We start from the raw sequence: 25,931 nt of genomic DNA on the forward strand, positions 1-25,931 counted from the left end.
GGCGCGGCGGGGCTCAGTCGATCCGGCGGGGCATGCCCAGCAGGCCCGACTCCGCGTCGGTGGCGGCGGTCATCACCCAGTGCCGCTCCCGCCCGGAGCACCAGAGGGTCACGCCGTCCGCCAGGGTCGGCAGCGCCTCCGTCTCGGTCCTGTGCAGGCCCAGTATCCGGCCGATCTGCTGCGCCTCCTGGGGCGAGACGCGCTGGACGCCCACGAGCGTGGCCATCCGCATCAGCCGTGGTGCCACGGGGCTCAGATAGGGGAGCAGTGTCAGGACGGACTGCCACGGCGAGGACACCACACGCCCCCGGGGCGGGCGCATGCCGCAGTCCCGTACGACGACGACGGGACTGCCCACGGTCGCGCCCAGCGGCGGTACGCGGCCCACCTCGTGCAGGGTGACGCACTCCAGCCCGGCCCCCGCGGACTGCGCCAGGGTGGTCCACTCCTGCGGCCGGCCCGTCTCCACCGCGACGCGCGCCCCGGTGCCCGCCGCCCGCAGTGCCAGCACCTGGGCGGTCCACAGGCCGCCGATCAGCAGGACGTCGTACGGCGTGGAGCGGTGGAAGCCGATCAGCTGCGGGCGGCCCTCCGCGTCGTCGCCGATCACCACGCCGTCGTCCCCGACGGGCAGGGACAGGGCGCCCAGGTGGTCGGTGGCCACGCTGTGGCCCGCGTGACGGGGGCCGAACAGCCCCCGGAGGCCGCGTGCGGAAGCGGTGCGTGCCATCAGCGCGCACCTCCCAGCGGCAGCGTCGCGAGGACACCGGGAAGCTGTTCGCGGTCCAGGCGCAGCAGGCCCACCTTCGCCGACCGGGCGGCCTGCTCCAACGCCCGCCGCACCCCGACGAGTTCGGTGTCGGATCCGCCGGTGATACGTACGTGGCCGAGGATGTTCATCGCCCCCTGGCGTGTTCCGCGCCGCAAGGTGAGGCTGACGGTGGTGGCGTACGCCGGAACGGACGTCAGCAGCGAGACGAGCTGGGGCAGCGGCGACGCACCCCGGCCCAGCTCGGGCCAGCGGCCGACCGCGTAGGTGGTGTGCCATCGGTCGTCGCACCGCCAGACCCGCGAGGTCTCCGCCGTACGCCGCTGCGGCGCCGCGCCGGGACGCGCCGCCCGCGCCGCCGCGCGGGGGTTGGCGCACGCGGCGGTGGCCACCGTGGAGTTGAGCTCCTCCTGGTCCAGCACCACCGCCTGGAAACCGGCCCCGGTCAGACGGCTCGCCACGTGGTCCGCCACGCGCACCAGGCAGCGCTGTGCCCCCTCCGTACCGCCGCCGCGCGCCTCGACCGCCTCGGCGCAGAGCTCCGGGTCGAGCTTCACCGCGACCCAGGTCATCCGCGACGCGGGCGCTCCGGTGCGCTCGTGCAGGGGGGCGTACGAGAGCCGCGCCACCGCCTGCTGGGGCAGGTGCGGTGCCGGTGCGGGCCGCACCTGCTGCACCAACTGCACCGATTCCACGACGATGTCGTCGACCTGGAGGGCGTCGCCCAGGACCGACAGCGGCAGGGCGCGCGCGCCGGAGGCGGGGCGCAAAGCGGAACCGCTGGCCTCGATGCGTACGACACCGGTCAGGAAGGTGCCGTCGCCGAGCATCCCGACGGTGCGGCGCCGGCGGTCCACGTAGGGGTACGGGCGGAAGCCCGGCACGCTCTCCGTGACACCGGCCAGCGACGGGTCGGTGTCGGCCGCGGGGGCGGCGGCCCCGCGCCTGCGGGCGCGCAGCGAGAGTGCCGTGGAGAGCCAGTCCTGAAGCGCCCTCCCCCTGCGGCGGATCACGGCGAACAGCACCATCAGGCACGCCACGGCGCACGTGGGAACGACCCAGAGGCCGCCGAGGGCGAACCCGACCGCGGCCAGGGCGAGCGCCGCCTCGACGAGGACCAACTGACGGAGCTGCAAGGGGCCGAGACGGCCGGTGCGGGAGAGGGGACGGAGTGTGGTGGTCGCGGGAGGGCCCTGAGTGGGCGGCGTGGAGCGGGCGTTACTCCGTTGCCGTCGGGAACTGTCGGGGGCCCGCCGAGAAGTCCGCCCATTTCGCGCGCGCGTCGCCGTACCCATCGCCGCGTTGCCCCCTCGTGTCCGCAATTGCCAAATTCTTATGGGCGTTGACCGGGCGATCACCCTACCTGAGCGGTGGGACGCAAGCGCCAGCAGGCATAGTAGTGCGCGGCGCGACGGCAGAGGGTTTTCGATGCGTGTGGGAACCTGGTCGCCCAGAGGGGATGAGGGGCAGCGGACAAATGGCATCACGACGGGACGAACTCAACGCCTATACCTTCGCAAAGCGGAGGCTTGTTGCGCAGTTCGTGCAGCCCAATACGACCGGCTCCGAGGAGGGCGCTCCGCGCCCGCTGCGCGCGGTGGTGCCAGGAGCCATCGCCGGCGCCGTGGTCCTCGCCGTCTTCGCCGCCTGGGGCATGTTCAAGCCGGTGGCGCCGAAGAGTTGGGACACCCCGGGCGAGAACGTCATCATCGCCAGCAAGTCCACCACCCGCTACGTGGTGCTCAAGACCGGCGACAAGACGCAGCTCCACCCCGTTTTGAACATGTCCTCCGCCAAGCTCCTGCTCAACCCCGACAAGGGCACGGTGATCAACGTCGACGAGTCGGTGCTCGACGACGGCAGGATTCCCCACGGCGCCACCCTCGGCATCCCCTACGCCCCCGACCGGCTGCCCGACCCCAAGGAGGCCGGCGCCGCCAAGCGCTGGGCCGTCTGCGAACGGCCGGGCGAGGGCGGCCGCGCCATCCAGAAGGCCGCGTTCGTCTTCGCCGAGCGCGAGGAGGGCCGGACCGAGGGCGCCGACCGCCTCCGCGGCGGGGAACTGCTCTACGTCGAGGGCCCCGACGCCACGCGGTACGTCGTCGATGCCGGAGGCACCGCGTACCCGGTGAAGAAGGACGAATTGCTCCTCCGCCAGCTCGTCGGCCAGGGACGCGCCGCCCAACGGGTGTCGGCCGCCTGGCTGGAGACCCTCCACAAGGGCGACACCATCACCTTCCCCACCGTCCCCGGCACCCCCGGCGAGCCCGCCGGGATCGACGGACCGCTCGACCCCGAGGACAACAAGGTCGGCATGGTCCTCACCGCCACCGACGGGACCAGGAAGCAGCAGTACGTCGTGCTCCGGGGCCGGGTCGCCCCCGTGTCCGACTTCATGGCCAAGCTCCTGCTCAACAGCAGGGAACTGATCGACCTCGGACAGGCCGGCCAGGCAAAGTCGGTCAGCGCCGGAGCCTTCCAGCCGGGCGAGGCGTTCGGCCGGGACAAGAAGTGGCCCGAGTCCGCGCCCAAGCCCGTCAACGACGCCGGCATCGGCGAAGGCAAACGCAACACCGTCTGCAACGTCCTCCGCGAGGTGGACGGCGACAACGGCAGGACCACCCTCAGCACCTGGGCCGGCAGCGACTTCCCCGCCACCCTCCCGACCGGCTCCAGCAGCGCCTACGTCACCCCTGGCTCCGGCCAGCTCTTCCGCCAGTTCAAGGGCTCCACCACCCACACCGGCTTCCTCTTCCTGGTCACCGACACCGGACTCCGCTACGCGATGCAGTCCAACGGCGACACCGCCACCGACGACTCCGGCATCGGCTCCTCCGGCTCCAAGGAGGAGAAGCAGGCGCGTCAGCAGGAGGCGCAGCAGGCGCAGAACCGCCTCGGTTACAAGGGTGTGGACCCCGTCCCGGTCCCCGCCGCATGGTCGGCCTTCCTCCCCACCGGCCCCCGCCTGTCCACCGGCGCGGCGCGTCAGCCGCAGGGCTCCTGAGGGGCGGGTCGCACATGACATCCACGTACCGGCGCCCGCTGGCGGCCTCGGCCGTCACCGCGCTCACCCTGGTCCTCGCGCCCACGGCCCCGGCCGCCGCGGACGACGGCACCCAGTGCACCTTCCCCGGCAAGATGTACGAAGGCCGTCCCTGGTCCCTTCAGCGCGTCCTGCTGGACGAGTTGTGGAAGCAGTCCACCGGCAAGGGCGTGCGGGTCGCTGTCATCGACACCGGTGTCGACGTCAAGAACCCGCAGCTGACGAAGGCCGTCGACACCAAGAGCGGCATCAACCTGCTCCCCAAGGACATCAAGGACGACAGCGGCAACAAGATCGAGCGGGGCAAGGAGGACGGCACCACGGACACCGTGGGCCACGGCACCAAGGTCGCCGGCATCATCGCCGCCCGCCCGGCCAAGGGCACGGGCTTCGTCGGCCTCGCCCCCGACGCCACGATCATCCCCATCCAGCAGAACGACGCCGAAGGACACGGCACCACCGACACCCTGGCGACCGCCATCAAGCACGCCATCGACGCCGAAGCGGACGTCATCAACATCTCCCAGGACACGGCCAAGGCCGTGAAACCCTCCCTCTCGCTGAAGCAGGCGGTGGACGAGGCGCTGGCCCGGCAGATCGTGGTGGTGGCCTCGGCGGGCAACGACGGCCTGGGCGGCAACGTCAAGAGAACCTACCCGGCCTCCTTCGAGGGAGTGCTGGCAGTGGCCTCCTCCGACCGCAACAACGAACGGGCGTTCTTCTCGCAGTCGGGCGAGTTCGTCGGGATCGCGGCACCGGGCGTGGACATGGTCTCGACCGTCCCCGGCGGAGGCCACTGCGCCGACAACGGCACCAGCTTCTCCGCCCCGTACGTCGCGGGCCTCGCCGCCCTCATCAAGGCCAAGCACAAGGACTGGACGCGAAAGCAGATCGTCGCCCAGATCCAGCAGACCGCCGAACGGTCGGTGGCCGGGCACGACCGCCTCGTCGGCTGGGGCGTCGTCGACCCGGTCCGCGCCCTGACGGAGGACGACAAACCCATCGAGGCCCCGGTCGCCCACGAGGGCATCACCCGCGCCGAGGCCCCGACCCCGGCCGAGCTCCACCTCGGCGAGACCCCCGAGCAACGCGACGCCCGCCTCGCCACATACGTGGTGATCGGGGGCGGAGTCCTGGTCGCGGTCATCACCGGCACCGCGGTGGCCTTCCGGGACGCGCGGCGGCGGGCGCGGCGGGTGGCGCGGCAAGCGGCCGGCTGAATGACGGCGAGCCGGGCCGGGGGCAAGAAGCCCGCGATTGCAGCCGCACAGCGGCGTCCTTCGGGCGTCGCGAGCGCGTTGCCGCGGGGGTCATGTCGCCGCGAGCGAAGTCCGGCGGCGACAATGGCACTTGGGACCGTCACACCTGGTGGTTAGAGTGACATCCGTGGATCGCGGTGCGCCGCGATCGCAATGCAGGACGGCTGTAGCAAACGGGGAGGAATGGGCATCGTGCTTCCGGCAGAGGGTGGGGGCGGCTCGAGTGGCACGAGCGATCTCGAGCGTGGTGTAGGGGCGCTGAAGCGCTTTCGGGAGCGCGTGAACACGTTGCTGACCGAGCTGGAGGAGAGCGCGGCGAGCGGGACGAAGATGTCCGCGCAGACGATTTCCCGCGCTTCGGTGAGCGGTGGAAGCGCGGAGGAGTTCCCCGAGGCGGAGGGGCTCTTCACGCAGTACAACCGGGTCCATCAGTCCCTTGTCAGGCTTTCTCGGTCGCTCAATGACCAGATCACGATCCTGAGCATCGGTGTGCACGCCGCGGACGTCGGTTTCGACAACGTCGAAGAGGACGTGCGGCGCGAGTTCGCGGTGATCAAGGCGCGTCTCGACCGGGAGCGTGCGGCGGCAGAGGCCCGTGAGACGGGCGAGAAGACGCAGACGCCGACCAGCAACGACAAGACCGCGGACGGGGGAACGTACCGATGACCGAGAACAAGCCGGCGCAAAGCCCGAAGGAACAGCACGAGCAGGACCTCGCACGCGTCCACTCCCAGCTCGGTGTGACCGATATGGCCAGGACGGTCACCGGGCTCATGGACAGCTTCTTCGGAGGCGGCTCGAGCGGCCCCGGGCCGTTCACGAGAAGCAACTTCGAGAAGCGGGAGCTCAACGACCTGATCGACCTGGTCGACAACACCAACCCCGCGGATCTCGAGAGCGCCGGCACCGCGCTGTGGAGCGCGAGGGACGCGCTCCGGGACGCCGCTCACGAGCTGCAGACCTATGTGGACAAGGTCGACTGGAAGGGCGAGTCCGGCGAGTCGTTCAGGGCCTTCGGGCGGGAGCTGGCCGACCACGCGCGAGAACTCGCCGCGTTCGCGGACGTGGCCGGTACGCAGATCACGGTCGCCGGCACCGGCCTCGCCTCCGTGAAGATGCCTCCGCGTGACGACCGGGCGGTGAAGCGGAAGCCCGAGAGCATCCCGCCGGAGGAACGCGCGGCCAAAAAGGCGGAGTACGACAAGGCGGTGCAGGTCGAGAAGGACCGCCAAGAGGCCATCAACCAGATGTACAAGCTGGCCTCGTACTACGCGGTGTCGGAGCAGACGCTGGCGGCGAAGCAGCCCCCGGAGTTCAAGGCGACGCTGAAGACGAATGTGCCGCCGCCGAGCGGCGGCTGGAGGCCGCCGCAGGGCGGCACTGCGGGCAGTAACGAGTCGGCGGTGAGGGCACCGCGGGGGGCGACGTCGGAGATGGCCGCGCCGAGGGACACCGCCGCACCGGCGCCCACGGAAGCCCCCACGGAAGCTCCCACGCGCGTCGCACCTGCCCCCCGGCAGCCCGACACGGCGATGGAGATCGACAGCGTCGCGCCCCCGCCCCCACTGACCACAGCACCTCCCCAGACCTCGGTGGTGCCTCCCACAGCGCCGAACCCGCCCCAGACCGCGCCGATGCCGCCAGTGGCTCCCTTCCCCAATGCGGTGAAGGGCGGCCCCCGGCCCCGGGAAGCCACCGGCCTGCCGCGTACCACCGGTCCGGGCAGGGGCCCTGTGGGCCGAGCGGGCATGCCCGAGACCAACCCCGCGGCAGGACGTCAGGCGAACGGCAGGGGAGGCCAGCCGCCGCTGGGTCGGTTCGGCGGCCAGGGCCCCGTCCAGGCGCCGAACCAGAATCCGGTCACGGGACGCGCCGGCGGCCCGCCGAACGTCGCGGGGGGACGAGGGGCCACTCACCAGCCCTCGGGGACCTCGCGGACCGGACGGGCGGACGGGATCGTCGGGGGAAGGCCACAGCACACTCCTGGCCCGCAGTCCACTTCTCGTCTTCCGGGCGGAAGGGTCGTCGGCGGGGAGGGCACGCCGACGGGCCGCCCCGCTGGGGCCCAGACCGGCCGGCGCGGCATGGTGGGGACGCCACCCGCGGACACGGGTGTGCGCCCCGGGGCCCGGCCTGTGGCCCGGCCCGACGGAGTCGTGGGCGGCACACCGCGTGCCGGCGCGACGGGCTCGCGTCCCGGGACCGGCGGCTTCACACAGGGCGGTACAGGTCTGACTCGTGCGGCGAGGGGCCGGAACGAGGGTGAGAACGAGGAGCAGGAGCGCACGGAGTCGTCCCGTCCTGACTACCTGACGGAAGACGAAGAGACCTGGGAGAGTCGGCGTCGAGGTGCCGTCCCTCCGGTGATCCAGTAGGTACAGGGAAGGTTCGGAAGTCAGGATGGCGTCAGCTATGGGCCGGAACCGGAAGCGCGGTGTGTCCGGCACCGTCCGGCGAAGGATGGTCTGTGCCACGGTGGCGGTCGGCGTCTGGTCCACGGGCCTCGCGGGCACGGCGCCGGCGGCGCCCGCCGAGGACGTGCGGGCGAAGCAGTGGTATCTCGACGCGATGGCCGCCGAGGATCTGTGGAAAGTCACCACCGGCGAAGGCATCAAGGTCGCTGTCATCGACTCGGGCGTCAATCCGTCCACGCCTTCGCTGAAGGGGCAAGTGGAGAAGGGGTTCGACGCCACGGAGACCGACGGCGACGAAACGGACGATTACAGCGGCCACGGCACGTCGATGGCCGAGCTGATCGCGGGTACGGGGCGGGGTGGCGGTCTGCGTGGCCTCGCTCCCGGCGTCAAGATCATTCCTATGCGGGTTTCCGACTCGGAGTACCAGCAGAACCGCAAGGTGAACGGACAAGACGCCGCGGATGCCATCCGGGCTGCTGCGGACAGCGATGCGCAGATCATCAGCATGTCCTTCGGCGGCGAGTTCTCCGACACGGAGACGCGGGAAGCGACGAAATACGCACACCGCAAGGGGAAGCTCTTCTTCGCCGCTACCGGCAACAACGCGGCCAGTGGGAACAAGCCCATCTACCCGGCTGCCTACCCGTACGTGGTCGGCGTCGCGTCCGCCGACCAGAAGGGCAAAGTCTCCGACTACTCGCAGCACGGTGACAACGTCGACCTTGCCGCCCCCGGAAACGACATCCCCGGCTGGTGCGACGAGACGTTCACGAAGTACTGCGGCGGGGACGGCGGCACGAGTTCGGCCACCGCCATCACATCGGCGTCCGCCGCCCTCATCTGGTCCCAGCACCCCGACTGGACGGCGAACCAGGTCCTGCGCGCGATGATCGACACGGCCGCCAGGGACTGGAAGGAGGGCACCCGGAGCGTCTACCTCGGTTACGGTCTGATCCGCCCCGGCCAGATCATCCTGGACAAGAAGGGTGACCCCGGCGCGCCCGACATCAGCCCGCTCACCCGTCAGAAGACGGGGGGCGACATCCCTGCCAAGGGAGCGCCCGCTCCCGCTGCACCAGTTCCGTCACAGGCCTCGAAGGGCAAGCCGGGCTCCGACGCGATCGTGGCAGGCTCCGGCAAGGAGGCCCAAGAGGCCCAAGAGGCCCAAGAGGCCGACGGGGGGAGCAAGTCGGGCCTCGTCATCGGGGGAGCGGCCGTCGTGGTCGTCCTCGCGGGAGCCGCCTACGCGATCGCACGTCGGCGGCGCAGCGCCTGACCGGACCAGGTGCGTCAGACTTCACCTTTCACCATCTGGTGAAGCGCAACTCAGCAAGTCACCACAGTAGTTCAGAAGGGAAACGCAACCGTGTCACAGGGTCAGCGGCTTTCGGATACCGAAGTAGTCAAGCTCGAGAGGCACCTCCTCGAGAAGTTCAACTCGATCAAGGGCCAGCTCCAGGCGATTCAGGGCACGATCGACAGCCTTGAGGGCCAGTGGAAGGGTATCGGCGCAGGCGCCTTCAACAAGAAGCAGGAAGAGATCAACACCTCGATGGTGGGTCTCGGCAACATCCTGGCGAAGTTCCTCGAGGGACTGAGCGCCTCCAGGAAGATCAAGGACGGCACTGAGGACGACGTTCTCGCCGCCGTGCAGAGCATCAACGTCGACCTCGGTGTCGGTACCCAGGCGAAGTCGAACCTCAGCGGTCTGTAGCAGCCCTGGGCACACCCTTTTCGGCACGCGAGGCCGATCCACAACCAAAGGTGAGATGAGGAAACATGGGTACCAACTACGACGGGCTCGTCGTCAAGTACGGAGCTCTCGACGCGACCGCCACCGTGCTCGGCAACCAGGCCAAGAAGCTTGAAGAGGACCTGCGTTCCATCAAGACGGCCATGGCCACCGTCGCCGCCGGCTGGGAGGGCGAGGCACACGAGGCCTACGTCCAGGAACAGATGAAGTGGGACAAGGAAGCCTCCGACATCCACCAGGCCCTCATGCAGATCGGCCAGGTCGTCGCGAAGGCGGGCGGCGACTACATGGGCGGCGACAAGAAGGCCGCCGGCTACTTCCTGTAGGCGCCGGGCATCGTAGGACACCAGGGGTGGGCACGCGCGAGGGGTGCCCACCCCGTCCACGACCGATTCCCATCCCGGGACATCAGGGTCTGACCGGTAGGGCGGAGACCGAGCCGGCGTGCGCGACGAAGACGCGATTGCCGTCGGCGGCATACCCGAACCCGCCGGGGCCCTCGTCCGTGTAGGTGAAGATCTGCTCGCCGGAGCGCGTGTCGACGGCGATCAGGAATCCGTTGTCACTCTCCGCGACCCATACGGTGCCTCCTTGGACGGCAGGCGGAAGCGCGGTGCCGAAACCGCTTCCCCCGTAGAGACTCCACTCCTCTTTGCCGTCGCCCGCGCGGAGGCGGCGGAAGTCCTGGTCGACGGCATACACCTCCTGGCCGCGGACAGTCGGAGGTCCCCACGCCCCGAACTCGGCAGGAACGCTCCACAGCTCCTTCCCATCGGCGAGAGACCTGGAGGTGAGCGTCCTTCCGCCGAGGAGCACCATGTCGCCGGTCACGGCCGGCATGACGGCTGACGATCCCTGGTCGGCGAGATCCCACACGCGCTTGCCGGTGGCCGTGTCCACGGCGACGACGTTTCCGTCGGACGGGAAGAGAACCAGACGACCGTCCTTGACGGCTGCCGCGGGAGGCTCCGAACTCGACGTGCGCACAGGCGTCGGCACCGACCAGAGCACCCTGCCGGTCGTGGCGCCGACGGCCTGCAACTGCCGTTTCTCGGTCATCACGTAGACCCCGCGGCCGTCCGAAGCCAGCAGCCTGTTCGCGGCGATGGGGACCGACCACACCTGATCGCCCGTCGAGGCGATGAACGCGTGCAGGGAGCCGTCGAAGTCCGTTGCCAGGACGAGTCGATCGGCAGCCGTGAGCAAACCGGCGGACGCCCTCACCCTCGGGGCCGTCCATTTCTGCTTGCCGTCGGTCACCCGGCGGGCGGTCAGCCCGCTGTCGGCCGAGCCGACCACCACGACATCCCGGACGGGCAGAGGGAGCAGCGCCGTCGGGTCGGCTCCCGCGACTGGCCCCCAGAGCGGTGCCAGCTCGTCGTCGGGCTCGAGCATCGCGGCCACAGGCCGTTCCGCGGCCGCTGGGATGACCACCGGAACGTCCTCGAGCCGCTGGTCGCGCCGGAACCACCAGGCCGCCCCCGCCCCGCCGAGACCGAGCACGGTGCCACCGCCGGCGAGCCCCATGAGAAGACGCCTGCGGGAGGGCCTGCCCCCTGTGACCGAAGGCAAGACCGCGACCATGGCCGCGGCAGCCTTCTCCCGCCACGCGATCTCCTCGGCCACGGGACCCTTGCGCCAGGCCCGGTCCGCACCCCGCGGGGCCACGAAAACGTTCGCGATACGGTCGGGAAGGGGGCGGTGGGCCGGGTCCTTGGCCAAGCAGGGCAGCAGCAGCGTCCGTATTCCCTCAGGGACGTGCCACAGGTCCGGTTTACCGTGCACCACCTGGTATTGCACGCCGGCGACATGCGGACCGTCATAGGCCCGCACACCACTCGCCGCGTAGGCCAGCAGAGCGCCCAGCGAGAAGACGTCGGCGGCCGGTCCGACGCGCTGCCCCAGGACCTGCTCGGGCGCACCGTAGCCAGGGGTGACCGGGATCTGGCCGGTCGTGGTGAGGGTCAGACCGTGCTCGGGGCGGGCGATGCCGAAGTCGATGACACGCGGCCCTGCCGAGGTCAGGACGACATTGGACGGCTTGAGGTCGCGGTGGACGAGACCTGCCGCGTGGATGTCCCGGACCGTGCGGGCGAGAGCTGTCGCCAGCGCACGCAGTCCGGCCTCGTCCAGTGGCCCGTACGCGGCGACGGCTTCTTCGAGCGTCGGGCCCGCGAGGAACTCCGCGGCGATCCAGGGCCGGCCGCCCTCCAACTGCGCGCCCAGGACCCTCGCCACGCCAGAACTGGTCACGGCCTGCGCGGTGACGGCCTCCCGTACGAACCGCTGCGCCAGATGCGGGTCGTGGGAGAGCTCCGGACGCAGGACCTTGACCGCTGCCGCGCGGCCCGCGTTGTCCCGGCCGAAATAGACCTTGCCCATACCGCCCTCTCCCAGCACGCCGAGAAGCCGGTACGGGCCGAGGCGCAGGGGGTCACCCGTGCCGAGGGGATTCATCGCGATATTGCTTTCTTCACTCGAAAGGGAGGGCGTTGATGGAGTGGCGGTCGACGCAGAGGAGTCGTTCGGCTTCCTCGTGGGCGGCGAACAGCGAAGCGGGAGTGTCCCAGGTCCAGGCGGAGGCGCGGGTGCGCATGTCGACGGCGCTGATGCCGTTGTCCCTTCTGACGTAGACGTACTTCCTGCCGATGACCGGTGGCGGGGCGAGAACGGGCGCCCACGCCTGCGTCAGGTCCTCTTTCTCCGCCCAGAGGAGACGCCCCGTCGAGGCGTCCAGAGCCACGAGGCCCCGCTTCCCCTCGGCCGCGTACACCACACCGTCCCTGACGGCCGGTGTCCCGTAGCGGCGTGCTCCCTTGGCGACGCCGCCGTCGTTGCGGTCGTCCCCGAACTTCCAGGCGACGTCCCCGGTGGCGAGCCGCAGTGCCCAGACGTGGCCGCTGGCCACGTAGATGTGCTTGTCGTCCACGGCGAGCCTGCCTGGAACGATGTCCGATGTGTCCCTGGGCCGCCGGGGGATTTCCCATGCCCAGACGCGCTTGCCCGTGCGGATGTCGGCGGCCGCGACGAAGAAGTGCGGGTCGACCGGTTCGTCGTCCCTGTCGAAGCTGATCTTCCGGCAGAAGATCAGGTGTTGTCCGACGACCTTCACGCTGACGGCCGTGTAGGCGTTGCCCGGATCGAACTCCGACATGGTCATCTGCCACCGCTTCCTGCCGGTGCGGATGTCCACCGCCAGCAGGTGCCAGTCGTTCTTCTGTTCCACGTCCGTGTCGTGGCCGGGAACGACCTTCCGTGCCGCGACGAAGATCAGGCCGGCTGCCGCGAGCAGCACTTCGGCGTGCCCGTAGCCCGCGAACCCGGTCACCCGGGCGACGAGGCGCTGCGCGACTCCGCTGCCGGGGGTGAGAGCGTGGAGGGACAGCGCGTCGCCCTCCGCCTGCCCGGGGAGAAGGCCGTAGATCACCTTCCCGTCGGTCGTGATGTCGCTCGTGTCCCGGAATGCGCGCGTCGACCATCGCTGTTCGCCGCTTCTCGCGTCCAGGCCGACGAGCTGTCCGTCCTGCCAGGTGGCTACCGCACCACTCATGGTCATCAGAAGCGGGGCGTCCGCGGTGGCTCCGGCGTCGGCGTGCCACAGCGCGCGGGGCGCACGGTCGGTGGAGGGCAGGGCGTCTTCCTCGTCCGACGGCTTCCTGCCGGACCACACCCACGCTCCGGCCCCCGCAGCGCCCACCCCCACCAGCGAACCGCCGGCCGCCGCGAGCAGCTTGCGCCGTGACATGCCCCGGCCGGCCGGGGCCGGAGCCGTGTACGGGCCCTCCACCGGGGCCGCCAAACGGAGCGGGTGGTACTGCCAGACCGCCGACGCGCGGTGGGCGATGTCGACGAGCAGCGGGGCCGGCAGATGGTCCGCGAACTCGCCGTGACCGTCGTGGAGTTCGGCCATGAGCTCCCGGGTGGTGGGGCGTCGGCCGGGGTCCTTGGTCAGACACCGGGCCAGGACCGGCGCCAGACCGGCCGGGACCCCCGTCAGGTCGGGGTCGGCGTAGCGGACGCGGTAGAGGAGATCGGCCGCTTGACCGGTGCCGAAGGGGCCGTGCCCCGTGGCGGCGAAGACGAGGACTCCCGCGAGCGCGAACACATCGCCCGCGGACGTGTGTTCCTGGCCCGTGGCCTGCTCCGGGGACATGAAGGCGGGGGTGCCCGCGGCGGTGCCGGTACGGGTGAGGCGGTCGTCACCGGCGGCCCGGGCGATGCCGAAATCGATGATCTTGGGGCCATGGGCCGTGACCATGACGTTGGAGGGCTTCAGGTCGCGGTGGACCACGTCGGAGGCGTGGAGCTGTGCGAGGGCACCCGCGAGGGCCGCGCCCAGTGCCCGGACGGACGGCTCGGGCAGGGGGCCGCAGAGGGCGACGGCGTCGTCGAGGGGCGGCCCGAGCACGTACTCCGTGGCGAGCCAGGGGGTCTCGGCGCCGGGGTCGGCGTCGACGACGGTGGCGCCGTGGTGGCCGCCGATGATGCGGGCGGCATCCGTCTCCAGGCGGAAGCGGGTGCGTGCCGCGGTGTCGGCGGCGATGCGGGCGTGCATGGTCTTCAGGGCGGCGGTCCGGCCGCCGGCCGACCGGGCCAGGTAGACGGTGCCCATGCCGCCGTGCCCGAGGCGGGCGATCAGGCGGTGGCCGCCGATCTCGACCGGGTCGTCATGGGTCAAGGGCGCGAGCATCGTCGTCAGGTCCTGGTGGTGGTTCGCGGGAGACGGATTTCGGCGGCCAGGATCCGGGCCGACTGGCGGGCGAGTGCCGCGACCACACGGCCCGGCAGCCAACTGCGGGCCGGCAGCGGCGCCGACGGGTCCAGAACCGTCGCCGACGGGGTCGACGGGCCCGACCGAAGGGCGAGCGACAGCTCGGACGCCGTCGGCCGGGCCGCCGCGTCGCGGGTCAGGCAGCGGGAGACCACGCTGCGCAGGGAGGCGGGAAGTTCGTCTCCGTCCGGGACCGTGTGGCCGGTGGCGGCGTACGCGAGCACCGCACCGAGCCCGTGGATGTCGCCCGCGGGGCGCGGGCGCCCGCCGGCCGCCGCCTCGGGGGCCAGACTGCCCGGATCCAGTCCGGGACGGCCGCTGCGCCGCTCGCCGTCCGGCGCGGCCGCGCGCACGGAGCCGTAACAGGTGAGTCGGGGCCCGTCCCAGGCGAGCAACACCGCCGCTGGGGAGAGGCCCGCGTGGGTGATGCCCGCCGCGTGTGCGGCCGCGAGCGTGTCGGCGAGCGCGGTGCCCAGGGCCCGTACGGTGTCCTCGGGCAACGGGCCCCCGTGCACGGCCAGGGCGACCGGCAGGGGGAGCACGGGAAGGTAGGGCGTGGCGTACCAGGGCGCGGCCGGAGACGGCGACACCTCGGTCACGGGCAACACCCACGGCCCGGCCGGCACGCGTGCGGCCTGCGCCTCGACGAGGAAGCGGCTGGGGTCGACACCGTCGAGCGGCGCGCTCACCAGAACCGTACGTTCGCCGTCCGCGCTGCGCGCGACGAACCGGCGCTCGGGCACGGGCGGATGGCCGGGCCCGCTCGGGTCGAGCCGAGTGATCAACTGGTACGGGCCGATGCGGCGAGGGCCGTCGCCGGAGGGCCGTTCCGTGCGCCCTCGTTCCATCTGTGAATTCCCCCTCGGAAAAATGACAGCCCCGGAGCCTCCAGACGCCCACGGCACGCCGGGCGTGGGACCGAGGAACAGACGCCGCTCGCCGGCGGGCGTCCCCGGGCGCCCGCACGACCCGCCCCGGCCCGTACGGCGGGCCCGATGGCCGTCGTCCGCGGGGCGTCGTGGCCGGGGGCGACGGCCGGTACGGTGCCGCCACCCCCGTCCACGAAGGAGCTGTCCCGGTGCGCCTATTCCGGCTCCCCCAGCCACCCCGTCTGCACCAGCGGGTTGCCGCGCTGCCGTGAGACGAAGACGCCCCGCCCCGCCGGCATCGGCCGCATCCGTACGCCGCCGAGGACATCGCCCTCCTGCGGGTCACCGGACAGCAGGACGCCTTGCGCGCCGAGCTCCATCATCCGCTGCATGAACGGCTCGTACGCGGCCCTGCTCGCGCCCGCCGCATTGCGGGCGATGATGAAGCGGACGCCCACGTCACGCGCGAACGGCAGGTGCTCCGTGAGCTTGGCCAGCGGGTTGCCGCTCGACGTCGACACCAGGTCGTAGTCGTCGACGACCACGTACACCGACGGACCGCTCCACCAGCTGCGGTCCCGCAGTTGCTGGGCCGTGACGTCGGCGGAGGGGGTGCGGCGTTGCATCAGGTCGGCGAGCGCGTCCACATGGTGGTCCATGTTGTTGGACATGGGGACGTACTCCGCCAGGTGCGACGCCGGGGTGACGTCCAGCAGCGCACGCCGGTTGTCGATCACGAAGAACTTCGCGGAGTTCCCGTCGTACCGCTCGCACACCTGCTTGATGAGCAGCCGCAGCAGGTTCGACTTGCCCGACTCGCTCTCGCCGAAGACCAGGAAGAACGGGTCGCGGTCGAAGTTGACGAAGACCGGCTCCAGGTTGTTCTCGTCGATCGCGAAGGCGACACCACGCTTCGGCTCCACGTATCCCGCCGGCAGGTTCTCCGCCGGCAGCTCGCGGGGCAGCAGACGCACCTTCGGAGCGGACGGGCCCGTCCAGTGGCGGCCGACCTCACGCACCATCGCGGCCGTGGCCTCGGCCAGGTCGCTGTCGGAGCTGATGCCGTCGATGCGCGGTACGGCGGCCATGAAGTGCAGCTTCTCGGGAATCAGACCGCGGCCCGGAACACCGCTGGGGACGTTGACGGCGATCTTGCGGTCCACCTCCGAGTCCATGGTGTCGCCCAGCCGCAGCTCCAGCCGGTTCATCAGGTGGTCCTTGATGTTGGAGCGCACCTCCATCGAACGCGACGCCGTCAGGATCACATGGATGCCGTAACCGAGACCGCGCGCCGCCATGTCGAGGACCGCCGGTTCGAGGCCCTCGTAGTCCGTGCGGAAGTTGCCCCAGCCGTCGATGACGAGGAAGACGTCACCCCAGGGCTGGTCCGCCACCGAGATCTCGCCGCGGGCACGGAGCTTGCGGAACGTGGCGATGGAGTCGATGCCCGTGCTGCGGAAGTACTCCTCGCGCCGCGAGAGGATGCCGTACACCTCGGCGACCGTGCGCCGCACCTTCTCCGGGTCGAGGCGTGACGCCACCCCGCCCACGTGCGGCAGATCCGCGATCGCCGCCAGACCGCCACCACCGAAGTCGAGGCCGTAGAACTGGACCTCCTGCGGTGTGTGGGTCAGCGCGAAGCCCGCGACGAGGGTGCGCAGCAACGTCGACTTGCCGGACTGCGGGCCGCCGATGATCTGCATGTGGCCGGCCGCGCCGGAGAAGTCCCGGTACAGCACGTCCCGGCGCTGCTCGAAGGGCTTGTCGACCACACCGAGGGGGACGATGAGCCGGCCCGCGCCCTCGTAGCCGGGCTGCGTCAGGCCCCGGCTCTCCACGCCCGCGAGGCCGGGCAGGATCTCGTCCAGCGGCGGCGGGTTGTCCAGCGGCGGGAGCCACACCTGGTGCGCCTCCGCGCCCCGGCCCTCCAGCCGCCGCACGATCACGTCCAGCACCGAGTCGGCCAGCGCGTCGTCCTCCGCCCGCCGGGGCTCCGGCACCCCCGCCCGCGCGGCGGGCTCGACGTACCGCACCGGCACCGGCGCCGCGGTGAACGGCACCGGGCGGCGGTCCACCGGGAGCGGCCCACCGGTGACGGCGGCGTGCTGGTTCGAGCGGTACACACCGGACACGTACGCCGCCTTGAAGCGGACCATCTCGTCCGTGCCGTACTTGAGGTACCCGGAACCGGGGACGTTCGGCAGCGAGTAGGCGTCGGGGACACCGATCGCCGCACGGGACTCGGCGGCCGAGAAGGTCCGCAGACCGATCCGGTACGACAGGTACGTCTCCAGACCGCGCAGCCGGCCCTCCTCCAGGCGCTGCGACGCCAGCAGCAGGTGGACGCCGAGGGACCGGCCGATCCGGCCGATCTGCACGAACATCTCGATGAAGTCCGGCATCGCGGTGAGCAGTTCGCTGAACTCGTCGATGACCAGGACCAGCGAGGGGATCGGCTGCAACGGCGCGCCGGCGGCCCGGGCCTTCTCGTAGTCGTGGATGTTGGCGTAGTTGCCCGCGTCGCGCAGCATCTCCTGGCGCCGGTTGAGCTCGCCGCGGATGGAGTCGCCCATGCGGTCCACCAGCGTCAGGTCGTCCGCGAGGTTGGTGATCACGGCCGCGACGTGCGGCATCTGCGACATGCCCGCGAAGGTCGCGCCGCCCTTGAAGTCCGCGAGGACGAAGTTGAGCGTCTCGGACGAGTGCGTGACCGCGAGGCCCAGCACCAGCGTGCGCAGCAGCTCGGACTTGCCGGAACCGGTGGCGCCCACGCACAGTCCGTGCGGGCCCATGCCCTCCTGGGCCGCCTCCTTCAGGTCCAGCATGACCGGGGTGCCGTCCTCGCCGACACCGATGGGCACGCGGAGCCGCTCCGACTGCGACCGCGGCCGCCAGGTGCGGCTCACGTCGACCGACGCCGCGTCACCGAGGTTCAGCAGGTCGGTGAAGTCCAGGTTCGCCAGCAGCGGCTCGTCGTCGTCCGATCCCGAGGCGATGCGCAGCGGGGCGAGCTGGCGGGCGAGGGCCTCGGCGGCCTCCACGCCCAGCCGGTCGGGGACCCCGTCGTACACCAGGCCGTGGCCGGACTCGAGCTGGAGCGAGTCGGGGTGCACGGTCACGGACAGGGCGCCACGGGCAGCCGTCATCTCCCCCGGGACCACCTCGATGATCGTCACGCCCTGCACGCCCTCCGGGGCGGCGAGCGCCGACGCGTGGGGGACCGACTGGCCGTCGAGCACGACGACGATGTGCGGCTGGTCCAGCAGCGGTTGACCGCCGCCGTGGAAGCGGGGGCGGCCCTCCAGGCGCGCGGCCAGCATGTCCTGGAGGTGCCGCGAGTCGGTCGTGATCAGGCGCCGGCTGCCCGCGCCGTCACCGGGACCCGGTGCCTGGACGTGCGGGAGCCACTTGGCCCACTCCCAGTGCGGTGCCGCGGCGGCATCCGCGGCCACGGCGATGACCAGGTCCTCGGGGGAGTGCAGCGCGGCGAGAGAACCGACCATGGCCCGCGTCGAGGCGCGGACGGAGTCGGGGTCCCCGCTCACGGTCACGTGGTAGAAGGCGCGCAAGGACACGGCCATGGGCAGGCCGTCCAGCGTGCCGTGGGCCGAGAGGAACTTCTGCATGGCCCCGGCCGTGAGCGGCTCCAGCTCGTCCACCGGAGCGGTCTCGGGGACGATGAGCGGTGTGGCGAGCTGCTGGCTGCCCAGGCCGACGCGTACCTGGCCGAAGTCGTCGTCGCCGACGCGCCGTTCCCACACCCGGCTGCCCTCGGCGACCAGGGCCCACAACTGCTCCGGCGACGGGTGCAGGTAGAACTGCGCGTCGCGCTGGAGCCGCGCGGTCCGCAGCACCGAACGCCGCGTCTGCGTCAGGTACTTGAGGTAGTCCCGCCGCATGTCGGCGAGTTGGCCCTGGGTACCGCGCCGGTAGCGCACCAGCATGGCGACGGCCATCGCGACGGTGGACGCGATCATCACCATGCCCATGATGCGCATCACGGGGTTCGGGGTCATGAAGAAGAAGACGACCGATCCGGCCATGCCGAGCGTCGGCAACAACTGCATCAGAACGCCCTCCTGCTGGCCCCGCGGCAGTTCGGGCGGCGGTTGCAGCTGCACCGGATCGACCGGCACTTCGGAGGGAAGGGCCCGTGGTGGGCGCTTGACGACGATCTGACTCACAGCTCACCAATTCCCTTGCCGGACGGAAATGTTCCTATCGGCGCCCCCGTGGCGACGGGCTCCATCCGCGGTGGGGATCCTACTGGCGGAGGGGGAGGCGGGTGGGCGGTAGGGTGGCGCGACGTGTGGGCGCGTGCATGAACCAACGCAAATTACGGGTCACTCGACCGCGCCACGCCGACGACCCACGAACACCACGAGGGGAAGCAGCAGGTGAGTATGACGGCCTCAGCCGCGGCCACCGGTACCGGTACGGGTTCCGGAGCCGGCCACCCGGCTCCCGCGACTCCGTCCGGCGGCGGAACGGGTTTCTGCCGCGTCACTGTCGTCGCACCGGACGGCCGTGTCGACGTCGCACTGCCCGAGGACATCCCCGTCGCCGACCTCTACCCGGAGGTCCTCCGGCTGTCCGGGCAGAGCCCCGCCCCCGGCGCCCCCGTCGGGTACCACCTCGTCCGCCGCGACGGCAGCGTCCTCGACGGCGCCCGCTCCCTCGCGGCGCAGCGCATCCTCGACGGCGAACTGCTCTCCCTGCGACCCTTCGCCGAGTCGCTGCCGCCCGCCGTGTTCGACGACGTCTCCGACGCCGTCGCCTCGGCGGTCGCCCGTGACCGGACCCTGTGGACCGACGACCTGATGCGCGGCGCCGGGCTCTTCGGCGGCTCGGTCCTGCTGGTCCTGCTCGGCTTCGCGCTGTGGACCGCCGCCCCGCGGCACGACGTGCACGGGCTGCCGGGCGTCCTGGCCGCGGTCGCCGGTGTGCTGCTGCTCGCCCTCGCCTGCGTACGCGCCCGGGTGTACGACGACCGCGGCTCCGCCGTGGCCCTCGGCATCGGCGCCATGGTCAACGCCGCCGTGGCCGGCGCCGGCCTGCTGCCGCCGCCCGCGGGGCAGGGCAACGGCAAGCTCCAGTTCCTGCTGGCCTGCGCCGCCGTCCTGGTCGTCGCGGTCGTCCTGACCCTCGTCGCCCCGAGCGGGGACGGCCCCTTCGTCGCGTTCGTCCTCGCGGCCGGCACCGGGGCCCTGGTGACCTTCGCCGCGATCATGACCGGCATGGACACCGCCGAGAGCGCCGCCGTGTGCGCCCCGCTCGCCGTCGGCGCGCTGGCCTTCCTGCCGGGCCTGTCCACCCGCTTCGCCCGCCTCCCGATCGGCTTCGAGCCGCCCCGCACGTCCGCCGGCGGTTACGGAGCGGAGTCGGAGCCCCAGGGCCCGGTGGACGCCGGGCGGATCGCCGCCCAGGTGCGGCGGGGCCACGAGCTGCTCGTCGGCCTCGTCGGCGGCTGCGCGCTGGTCGCGGTCGGCTCGGCCGCCGTGCTCGGCTTCTCCGACAACACCTACGGCCGGCTGCTGGCGCTCGCCACCGGCGTCGCCATGCTGATGCGCGCCCACCTCTTCCGCTACACCGCCCAGGTCGGCTGCGCCCTCGCCGCGGGCCTCGGCGCCCTCGTCCTGCTGGGCCTCGGCCTGTGCCTGAACCCGCCCGCCGGCCTGGGGCGCGACGCCACGGCACTGGACATCCGTACGGTGTGGCTCGCCGCCGCGGTCGCCGGCGCCGCCGCGCTGATCGTCTCCATCGGCCTGATCGTGCCGCGCAAGGGCGTCACCCCCTTCTGGGGGCGCTTCCTGGAGATCGCGGAGGCGTTCGTCCTCCTCACCCTCATCCCGCTGTGCCTCGCCGTCTTCGACGTCTACCACGCGATCCGTGCCATGACGTCCTGAGCGGCTGGTACGCTGTGTAACGGCCGTTCGTGTACGCGCTTCCGGATCATCTGGGAGCTGCGCTCATCGGTCCTTCGCCTCCGAGTCACGGAAGCTCCCCTGAGACCAAGACCAGGGGCACTCGTGGGCGCATCGAACACCAAGAGGAGTACCGAGTGTCTCTCGACGCCGCTACGAAGAAGCAGATCATGGCCGAGTTCGGCACCAAGGAGGGCGACACCGGCTCCCCCGAGGTCCAGGTCGCGATGCTCTCCCGCCGCATCTCGGACCTGACCGAGCACCTCAAGACCCACAAGCACGACCACCACTCCCGTCGTGGTCTGCTGATCCTGGTCGGCCAGCGCCGCCGCCTGCTGCAGTACCTGGCCAAGAAGGACATCCAGCGCTTCCGTACGCTGGTCGACCGCCTCGGCATCCGCCGCGGTGCGGCCGGCGGCGCCAAGTAAGACGCCGTGGAGGGAGCGGTTCCCACTTCTAGGGGGCCGCTCCCTTTGCTGTACATGCGGAGTGTTGCCTCCCCTTTGTAGGCTGGCTTACACAACGCCATAACGGAAAAGCGACAATCACATACTGGAGAGGTGCCCCGGCGCCGTCGCCGGTCCTCGGTAGTGGCCCCCGGGAGAGATCACCCCGGGCGCTTCGATCGAAGACCGGCCCCGCACACACGGCGCACTTCTCCGCCCCGTCCCCTCGCCACACGGGCGACCCGGGACGCAAAGACGACAAGCAACGGAGAATTCGCTTTGGTGGAGAACGAGACCCACTACGCCGAGGCCGTCATCGACAACGGCACCTTCGGCACCCGCACCATCCGCTTCGAGACGGGCCGCCTGGCCAAGCAGGCCGCCGGCTCCGCCGTGGCGTACCTGGACGACGACACCATGGTGCTGTCGGCCACCACCGCTTCCAAGAAGCCCAAGGACCAGCTCGACTTCTTCCCCCTCACGGTGGACGTCGAGGAGCGGATGTACGCGGCCGGCAAGATCCCCGGCTCCTTCTTCCGCCGGGAGGGCCGCCCCTCCGAGGACGCGATCCTCACCTGCCGCCTGATCGACCGGCCGCTGCGCCCCTCCTTCAAGAAGGGCCTGCGCAACGAGATCCAGATCGTCGAGACGATCATGGCGCTCAACCCCGACCACCTGTACGACGTGGTCGCGATCAACGCCGCCTCCTGCTCCACGCAGCTGGCCGGCCTGCCCTTCTCCGGCCCGATCGGCGGCACCCGTGTCGCCCTGATCAAGGGCCAGTGGGTCGCCTTCCCGACGCACACCGAGCTCGAGGACGCCGTCTTCGACATGGTCGTCGCCGGTCGCGTCCTGGAGGACGGCGACGTCGCGATCATGATGGTCGAGGCCGAGGCCACCGAGAAGACCATCCAGCTCGTCAAGGGCGGCGCCGAGGCCCCCACCGAGGAGGTCGTCGCCGCCGGTCTCGAGGCCGCGAAGCCCTTCATCAAGGTCCTCTGCAAGGCCCAGTCGGACCTCGCCGCCAAGGCCGCCAAGCCGGTCGGCGAGTTCCCGGTGTTCCTCGAGTACCAGGACGACGTCCTGGAGGCGCTGACCGCCGCGGTCAAGACCGAGCTCTCCCAGGCGCTCACCATCGCCGGCAAGCAGGAGCGCGAGGCCGAGCTGGACCGCGTCAAGGAGATCGCCGCCGAGAAGCTGCTCCCGCAGTTCGAGGGCCGCGAGAAGGAGATCTCCGCCGCGTACCGCTCGCTCACCAAGAAGCTGGTCCGCGAGCGCGTCATCAAGGACAAGGTCCGCATCGACGGCCGTGGCCTGACGGACATCCGTACGCTCGCCGCCGAGGTCGAGGCCATCCCGCGCGTGCACGGCTCCGCGCTGTTCGAGCGTGGCGAGACCCAGATCCTGGGCGTCACCACCCTCAACATGCTCCGCATGGAGCAGCAGCTGGACACCCTCTCCCCGGTGACCCGCAAGCGCTACATGCACAACTACAACTTCCCGCCGTACTCCGTCGGTGAGACCGGCCGCGTGGGCTCGCCCAAGCGCCGCGAGATCGGCCACGGCGCGCTCGCCGAGCGCGCCATCGTGCCGGTGCTGCCGACGCGCGAGGAGTTCCCGTACGCGATCCGCCAGGTGTCCGAGGCCCTCGGCTCCAACGGCTCGACGTCCATGGGCTCGGTCTGCGCCTCCACCATGTCGCTGCTGAACGCCGGTGTGCCGCTCAAGGCCCCCGTCGCCGGCATCGCCATGGGCCTCATCTCCGAGGAGGTCGACGGCAAGACGCACTACGTCGCGCTGACCGACATCCTCGGCGCCGAGGACGCCTTCGGCGACATGGACTTCAAGGTCGCCGGTACGAAGGAGTTCGTCACCGCCCTCCAGCTCGACACCAAGCTGGACGGCATCCCGGCCTCCGTCCTGGCCGCGGCCCTCCAGCAGGCCCGCGACGCCCGCCTCCACATCCTCGACGTGATGATGGAAGCGATCGACACGCCGGACGAGATGTCCCCGAACGCCCCGCGGATCATCACCGTCAAGATCCCCGTGGACAAGATCGGTGAGGTCATCGGCCCCAAGGGCAAGATGATCAACCAGATCCAGGAGGACACCGGCGCCGAGATCACGATCGAGGACGACGGCACCATCTACATCGGTGCCCAGGTCGGCTCGCAGGCCGAGGCCGCCCGCGCCACGATCAACGGCATCGCCAACCCGACCATGCCGGAGGTCGGCGAGCGCTACCTGGGTACGGTCGTCAAGACCACCACCTTCGGTGCGTTCGTGTCCCTCATGCCGGGCAAGGACGGCCTGCTGCACATCTCGCAGATCCGCAAGCTCGCCGGTGGCAAGCGCGTGGAGAACGTCGAGGACGTGCTCGCGGTCGGCTCCAAGGTCCAGGTCGAGATCGCCGAGATCGACCAGCGCGGCAAGCTCTCCCTGATCCCCGTGATCGCGGACGAGGACGCCGAGGGCGAGACGAAGGACGACACCGACCAGTGACGTCCCGTAGTTCGAAGGCGACGGCCCGCACCTCCTCGGAGGCGCGGGCCGTCGCCCGTACCCAAACGCTTCTCAAGGGCCGGGACGGCATCGGCACGGTCCGCCGCACCACCCTGCCCGGCGGCCTCCGCATCGTCACCGAGACCCTCCCCTCGGTGCGCTCCGCCACCTTCGGCATCTGGGCGCACGTCGGCTCCCGCGACGAGACGCCCGCCCTCGGTGGCGCCACGCACTACCTGGAGCACCTCCTCTTCAAGGGCACGCGCAACCGCAGCGCCCTCGACATCTCCTCCGCCATAGACGCGGTCGGCGGCGAGATGAACGCCTTCACGGCGAAGGAGTACACCTGCTACTACGCCAGGGTGCTGGACACCGACCTGCCGCTCGCCATCGACGTGGTGTGCGACATGCTCACCGGCTCACTGATCCTCCAGGAGGACGTCGACGCCGAGCGCGGCGTGATCCTCGAGGAGATCGCGATGACCGAGGACGACCCCGGTGACGTCGTCCACGACCTCTTCGCGAAGACGATGTTCGGCGACACCCCGCTGGGCCGCCCGGTCCTCGGCACCGTCGACACGGTCGAGGCCCTGTCCGCGGACCGCATCCGCCGCTTCTACAAGAAGCACTACGACCCCACCCACCTGGTCGTCGCCGCCGCCGGCAACATCGACCACGCCACGGTCGTACGCCAGGTCCGCCGCGCCTTCGAGAAGGCCGGCGCCCTCACCCGTACGGACGCCGTCCCGGTCGCCCCGCGCGACGGCCGGCGCACCATCCGCACGGCCGGCCGCGTCGAGGTCCTCGGCCGCCGGACCGAGCAGGCCCACGTGGTCCTCGGCATGCCGGGCCTCGCCCGCACCGACGACCGGCGCTGGGCCCTGGGCGTGCTCAACACGGCCCTCGGCGGCGGCATGTCCTCCCGCCTCTTCCAGGAGGTCCGGGAGAAGCGCGGGCTGGCGTACAGCGTCTACTCGTACACCTCCGGCTTCGCCGACTGCGGTCTCTTCGGCGTGTACGCGGGCTGCCGGCCGAACCAGGTCCACGACGTGCTGCGGATCTGCCGCGACGAACTGGACCGCGTCGCGCGCGAAGGCCTGACCGACGACGAGGTCGAGCGGGCGATCGGCCAGCTCAAGGGCTCCACCGTCCTCGGCCTGGAGGACACCGGTGCGCTGATGAACCGCATCGGCAAGAGCGAGCTGTGCTGGGGCGACCAGATGTCGGTCGACGACATGCTCGCCGAGATGGCCGCCGTCACCCCCGATGATGTACGCGAGGTGGCCGCCGAGATCCTCGGACAGCGCCCGTCGCTGTCGGTGATCGGCCCCTTGAAGGACAAGCAGGCGGACCGCCTCCACACCGCGGTCGCGTAACGCCTCTCCCGGACGGAACCGACGCAACCGAAGGAAGTACGAGCATGAGCAGCAAGCTGCGGGTCGCGGTCATCGGCGCCAAGGGACGCATCGGCTCCGAGGCCGTACGCGCCGTCGAGGCCGCCGAGGACATGGAACTCGTCGCCGCCCTCGGGCGCGGCGACAAGCTGGAGACGCTCGCCGAGAAGGGCGCCCAGGTGGCGGTGGAACTCACCACCCCCGCCTCCGTCATGGGCAACCTCGACTTCTGCGTACGCCACGGCATCCACGCCGTGGTCGGCACCACCGGCTGGACCGAGGACCGCCTCGCCCAGTTGAACGGCTGGCTGGAGGGCTCCCCGGAGACGGGCGTCCTGATCGCGCCGAACTTCTCCATCGGCGCGGTCCTCACCATGAAGTTCGCGCAGATCGCCGCGCCGTACTTCGAGTCGGTCGAGGTCGTCGAGCTCCACCACCCCAACAAGGTGGACGCCCCCTCCGGCACCGCCACCCGCACCGCCCAGCTCATCGCCGCCGCCCGCGCGGAGGCCGGCTGCGCCCCGCAGCCCGACGCCACGGCGACGGCCCTGGACGGCGCCCGCGGCGCGGACGTGGACGGCGTCCCCGTCCACGCCGTACGCCTCCGGGGCCTGCTGGCCCACCAGGAGGTGCTCCTCGGGGGCGAGGGCGAGACCCTCACGGTCCGCCACGACTCGCTGCACCACAGCAGCTTCATGCCGGGCATCCTGCTCGGCGCCCGCCGTGTGGTGACCACCCCCGGTCTCACCTTCGGGCTGGAACACTTCCTGGACCTGGGCTGATC

18 protein-coding genes are annotated in these 25,931 nt (G+C 71.2%); 12 read left to right on the forward strand and 6 right to left on the reverse strand.

The features are described from left to right. Nucleotides 1–13: 13 nt before the first annotated feature. On the reverse strand, nt 14–730 hold the full coding sequence (locus tag ACF068_RS31400) for a hypothetical protein (RefSeq protein WP_392277713.1): 717 nt from the start codon (nt 728–730) through the stop codon (nt 14–16). Next, nucleotides 730–2,064, reverse strand: coding sequence for a type VII secretion protein EccE (gene eccE, locus ACF068_RS31405; RefSeq protein ID WP_392277714.1), 1,335 nt, complete (start codon nt 2,062–2,064; stop codon nt 730–732). The genes ACF068_RS31400 and eccE overlap by 1 nt, the downstream gene beginning before the upstream one ends. Before the next feature lie 182 nt (nt 2,065–2,246). Here eccE and eccB point away from each other — a divergent pair, with 182 nt between their 5' ends. The 7 genes from eccB (at nt 2,247) to ACF068_RS31440 (ending at nt 9,567) form a co-directional block, all read left to right on the forward strand. Beyond that, a complete protein-coding gene (gene eccB / locus ACF068_RS31410; RefSeq protein ID WP_392277715.1) occupies nt 2,247–3,773 on the forward strand; it encodes a type VII secretion protein EccB in 1,527 nt (508 codons plus the stop codon). A gap of 14 nt (nt 3,774–3,787) precedes the next feature. After that, nucleotides 3,788–5,032 carry a type VII secretion-associated serine protease mycosin gene (gene mycP, locus ACF068_RS31415; protein ID WP_392277716.1) on the forward strand — a complete coding sequence of 415 codons (1,245 nt, stop codon included), beginning with the start codon at nt 3,788–3,790 and terminating at the stop codon, nt 5,030–5,032. A gap of 222 nt (nt 5,033–5,254) precedes the next feature. Next, entirely contained in the window at nt 5,255–5,737 is a 483-nt protein-coding gene (locus tag ACF068_RS31420) for a hypothetical protein (RefSeq protein ID WP_392277717.1), read from the forward strand. Next, complete coding sequence (locus ACF068_RS31425; RefSeq protein WP_392277718.1) at nt 5,734–7,446, forward strand: hypothetical protein; 1,713 nt, start codon at nt 5,734–5,736, stop codon at nt 7,444–7,446. Before ACF068_RS31420 ends, ACF068_RS31425 begins: the two co-directional genes overlap by 4 nt. A gap of 25 nt (nt 7,447–7,471) precedes the next feature. Continuing rightward, the gene (locus ACF068_RS31430; RefSeq protein ID WP_392277719.1) at nt 7,472–8,764 is read left to right on the forward strand and encodes a S8 family serine peptidase; all 1,293 of its coding nucleotides are present in this window, start codon (nt 7,472–7,474) and stop codon (nt 8,762–8,764) included. Nucleotides 8,765–8,854: 90 nt separating this feature from the next. Next, nucleotides 8,855–9,202 carry a WXG100 family type VII secretion target gene (locus tag ACF068_RS31435; protein ID WP_392277720.1) on the forward strand — a complete coding sequence of 116 codons (348 nt, stop codon included), beginning with the start codon at nt 8,855–8,857 and terminating at the stop codon, nt 9,200–9,202. Between the two features lie 65 nt (nt 9,203–9,267). Then, nucleotides 9,268–9,567, forward strand: coding sequence for a WXG100 family type VII secretion target (locus ACF068_RS31440; protein WP_392277721.1), 300 nt, complete (start codon nt 9,268–9,270; stop codon nt 9,565–9,567). A gap of 82 nt (nt 9,568–9,649) precedes the next feature. Here ACF068_RS31440 and ACF068_RS31445 read toward each other — a convergent pair whose 3' ends face one another. The 4 genes from ACF068_RS31445 to eccCa all read right to left on the reverse strand — a co-directional run bounded on the left by ACF068_RS31445 (nt 9,650) and on the right by eccCa (nt 19,065). Beyond that, nucleotides 9,650–11,698 carry a PQQ-binding-like beta-propeller repeat protein gene (locus ACF068_RS31445; RefSeq protein WP_392277722.1) on the reverse strand — a complete coding sequence of 683 codons (2,049 nt, stop codon included), beginning with the start codon at nt 11,696–11,698 and terminating at the stop codon, nt 9,650–9,652. A gap of 16 nt (nt 11,699–11,714) precedes the next feature. Beyond that, nucleotides 11,715–13,919: a PQQ-binding-like beta-propeller repeat protein gene (locus ACF068_RS31450; protein ID WP_392277723.1), complete on the reverse strand. Its 2,205-nt coding sequence runs from the start codon at nt 13,917–13,919 to the stop codon at nt 11,715–11,717. Between the two features lie 17 nt (nt 13,920–13,936). Beyond that, nucleotides 13,937–14,860, reverse strand: coding sequence for a serine/threonine protein kinase (locus tag ACF068_RS31455; RefSeq protein ID WP_392277724.1), 924 nt, complete (start codon nt 14,858–14,860; stop codon nt 13,937–13,939). Between the two features lie 236 nt (nt 14,861–15,096). Continuing rightward, nucleotides 15,097–19,065 (reverse strand): type VII secretion protein EccCa, encoded by a 3,969-nt coding sequence (eccCa, locus tag ACF068_RS31460; RefSeq protein ID WP_392277725.1) that lies wholly within the window; start codon nt 19,063–19,065, stop codon nt 15,097–15,099. Between the two features lie 219 nt (nt 19,066–19,284). Here eccCa and eccD point away from each other — a divergent pair, with 219 nt between their 5' ends. The 5 genes from eccD (at nt 19,285) to dapB (ending at nt 25,929) form a co-directional block, all read left to right on the forward strand. After that, nucleotides 19,285–20,787 carry a type VII secretion integral membrane protein EccD gene (gene eccD, locus ACF068_RS31465; protein ID WP_392277726.1) on the forward strand — a complete coding sequence of 501 codons (1,503 nt, stop codon included), beginning with the start codon at nt 19,285–19,287 and terminating at the stop codon, nt 20,785–20,787. Between the two features lie 155 nt (nt 20,788–20,942). Then, entirely contained in the window at nt 20,943–21,233 is a 291-nt protein-coding gene (gene rpsO, locus ACF068_RS31470; protein ID WP_006346214.1) for a 30S ribosomal protein S15, read from the forward strand. A gap of 300 nt (nt 21,234–21,533) precedes the next feature. Continuing rightward, nucleotides 21,534–23,753 (forward strand): polyribonucleotide nucleotidyltransferase, encoded by a 2,220-nt coding sequence (locus tag ACF068_RS31475; protein ID WP_392277727.1) that lies wholly within the window; start codon nt 21,534–21,536, stop codon nt 23,751–23,753. Further along, nucleotides 23,750–25,129: a M16 family metallopeptidase gene (locus ACF068_RS31480; protein ID WP_392277728.1), complete on the forward strand. Its 1,380-nt coding sequence runs from the start codon at nt 23,750–23,752 to the stop codon at nt 25,127–25,129. Before ACF068_RS31475 ends, ACF068_RS31480 begins: the two co-directional genes overlap by 4 nt. A 44-nt stretch (nt 25,130–25,173) precedes the next feature. Then, a complete protein-coding gene (gene dapB, locus ACF068_RS31485) occupies nt 25,174–25,929 on the forward strand; it encodes a 4-hydroxy-tetrahydrodipicolinate reductase (protein WP_392277729.1) in 756 nt (251 codons plus the stop codon). The last annotated feature ends 2 nt before the right edge of the window (nt 25,930–25,931 follow it).

The sequence above is a fragment of the Streptomyces sp. NPDC016309 genome, assembly GCF_043077235.1.
In the GTDB taxonomy this organism is placed as follows: Bacteria; Actinomycetota; Actinomycetes; order Streptomycetales; family Streptomycetaceae; genus Streptomyces.